The organism is Clostridium sp. DL1XJH146 (genome assembly GCF_054819755.1).
Genome location: NZ_JBTVVN010000127.1, coordinates 1 through 288 on the forward strand (window position 1 = coordinate 1; position 288 = coordinate 288).

Annotated in this window: 2 tRNA genes; both read left to right on the forward strand. The window is 48.3% G+C overall.

From position 1 onward, the window contains the following. Window positions 1-98: 98 nt before the first annotated feature. Window positions 99-175: transfer RNA gene (locus ACVHXK_RS18795), tRNA-Asp, on the forward strand. A gap of 37 nt (window positions 176-212) precedes the next feature. Further along, window positions 213-288: transfer RNA gene (locus tag ACVHXK_RS18800), tRNA-Thr, on the forward strand.

Here is a 288-nt window from a genome sequence, read left to right on the forward strand (position 1 = left end):
GGCGCATAGCTCAGCTGGGAGAGCACCTGCCTTACAAGCAGGGGGTCACAGGTTCGAGCCCTGTTGTGCCCACCATGAAACAATATCTAAATTAATGAGGCCCAGTGGCTCAGTTGGTTAGAGTGCCGGCCTGTCACGCCGGAGGTCGAGGGTTCGAGTCCCTTCTGGGTCGCCATTTTACATATATAAATGTTAAAATGCAAAATTTTCATGCTGATATAGCTCAATTGGTAGAGCAACTGACTTGTAATCAGTAGGTTCTGGGTTCAATTCCTAGTATCAGCACCA